General features: G+C 36.5%; 3 protein-coding genes. 1 reads left to right on the top strand and 2 read right to left on the bottom strand.

Translation table 11 applies throughout. The features are described 5' to 3' along the window. Positions 1 to 292: helix-turn-helix domain-containing protein (locus AC29Z1_RS17180; protein WP_488272667.1), on the bottom strand; the 292-nt coding region annotated here is incomplete at its 3' end. A 1,203-nt stretch (positions 293 to 1,495) separates the two neighbouring features. Further along, positions 1,496 to 1,702 carry a helix-turn-helix domain-containing protein gene (locus AC29Z1_RS17175; RefSeq protein ID WP_034839746.1) on the bottom strand — a complete coding sequence of 69 codons (207 nt, stop codon included), beginning with the start codon at positions 1,700 to 1,702 and terminating at the stop codon, positions 1,496 to 1,498. Positions 1,703 to 1,863: 161 nt separating this feature from the next. On the opposite strand from AC29Z1_RS17175, the gene AC29Z1_RS17170 reads away from it, so the two are divergent. Beyond that, positions 1,864 to 2,059: hypothetical protein (locus AC29Z1_RS17170; protein ID WP_488272666.1), on the top strand; the 196-nt coding region annotated here is incomplete at its 3' end.

Genomic DNA, 2,059 nt, shown 5'->3' with positions numbered 1-2,059 from the left:
CTTGTTTGAATCCAAGATCCATTCCTCCGCAACCCGAAAAAAGTGAAATAAGGCGCGGTGCGGTTTTCTCTTCCATCTTCTCAACTACCGCATTTTGCGTTTTGTCCGTCCGACCGTTACAATTCAATGAAGACTCAATGTACTTATCAATATCACTTGCGCGAATTCTCCATGTACGAGTACCTATTCTTGACGCTTGCAAATCACCGTTTTTTATAAGACGGCGCACTGTTTTCTCCGATAATTGCAAATATTTAGCGGCTTGAGAAACGGTTAATAGATCCGTGTGCATAAATAGGGCCCTCCACTTATTTTGATATAAATTATACCATACGAGAATTAAATAGCAAGCTTTTTTGAGAACAAAACGGAATTTTGGGGAAATAACGGACAAGAAAGATATACGCTATAAGTATGAACATACAATTACAATTAAGTTAATTTCATAAAAACAAAAACTCCCTTTCGGGATCTTCAAAGGTTCTAATAAAAATATAGATTTTTTCAAGGCTCTAGCTCTTTGTCAAGTTTCTTCGAGGCATCTTTTTATTGCTTTTGACGGTAAAATTCTAATATTTTCAAGGTTATTTTAGATGCCGATGGAATTAACTCCACAGGTGGTTGTTTGTAAGCATCTCTTTTTGGGTTTTGAGCTCGTAATCTAACTAAATAATCTCTTGCCAAGTAAAATTTATCAGATGCTCGCTGTATCGGTGTTTAATGGTATCGGCTTCGTATTTGATGATAGTGATACAATGGTCATTGACATATGGGTAAGCGGTCAAAAGCATGAGTAGGCCGTAAAAGAAGTCGTATAATGTCGGGAAATACTGCTTAAAAAAGCCATTGGCAGTATCTTCGCCAGTTTTAAAACCTGATGTATTTGCTGATACTATGAGGTTCAGTTTCCGCTTAAGTGTATTGAGATTCTGCAACAATCGCTTCGAGATGGCCGATAAAATCCTAAAATTGCGGGATTATGTCATCCATTGCTTCTCTGTATGGTTTTGCAATGCGGTCTACCCGGATGCTTATAAGACTCTGTTAAAACTTTACGGGTGCGGATAAAAAGGAAAACTCTCTTTGACGGATAAAAACCACCAAGAAGGTCTTATATTAGTTTGCTGACGTGTCTACCGTGTCAACTCTGAACACCACAGCCACCATTACAGAGTCTTTTACCCGCTTATTACGTGAAAACTCATCCACTGGGTCAAAAGTATAATGCTCATAAAAGTGCCTAAAATTAAGGACTTCTAAAAACTTACTCTTTGTATTCGAGCATGGCTCGACCCGCTTTGATAGATAAGGCTTGCCGTTTTTTCAAATAACTGTGTTTCAAGCCATTTGATATATTCGGTTTTAAATAATGTTAATCTGTGTTTCGTTTCTTCACTCTTAAAAATTTCATCAATTCTAAACAAAAAAATAACTCCATTCAGTAAAATAGACATTATGCAATTTTGTTTGGCTAAACCATTTTATTGAGCTAAATTTAGTCATCATCAATAATCTCCATAATATCTGAAATATCGCAGTTTAATGCCTTGCAAATCTTCACAAGCACATCGGTCGTTACATTTTCGTTTTTACCCAGTTTTGCCATAGAAGATGTACTAATACCAGCCGCTTCTCTTAAATCTTTCTTTTTCATATCTTTATCGATTAAGAGTTTCCATAGTTTTTTATAGCTTACGGCCATAATTGTCACCTCGCTCGTTATAAAGAATACCACAAAGTAGGCCGAAACACAATAAAAATTTGAGTTCGCGTAATAAATATTGTGTTTTGCGCAATTTATGTTATAATTTACATAAGGAAATATCTGGTCTGTATGATGAAATGTTATTATGGAGGTACGGTATGGCAAGTGTCAGCTCGTTCAGAGATGTTATTGCAAACATGTATTATAATGATCTCTTTGACGAATTGTCCGAATATATAGAGGATAACCCGGATAAGCTGGAATCCAACTCATACCGTGTGCAATCACCGGACGAAGCCGCATTATCCGATTTTGACATCATAATGATAGACATAACTGACTCGCCAGGTAACA

It is taken from the genome of Sporomusa sp., from assembly GCF_057736855.1.
Note: the sequence above shows the minus strand (reverse complement) of the source record. Positions and strands in the feature narration are given on the sequence as shown.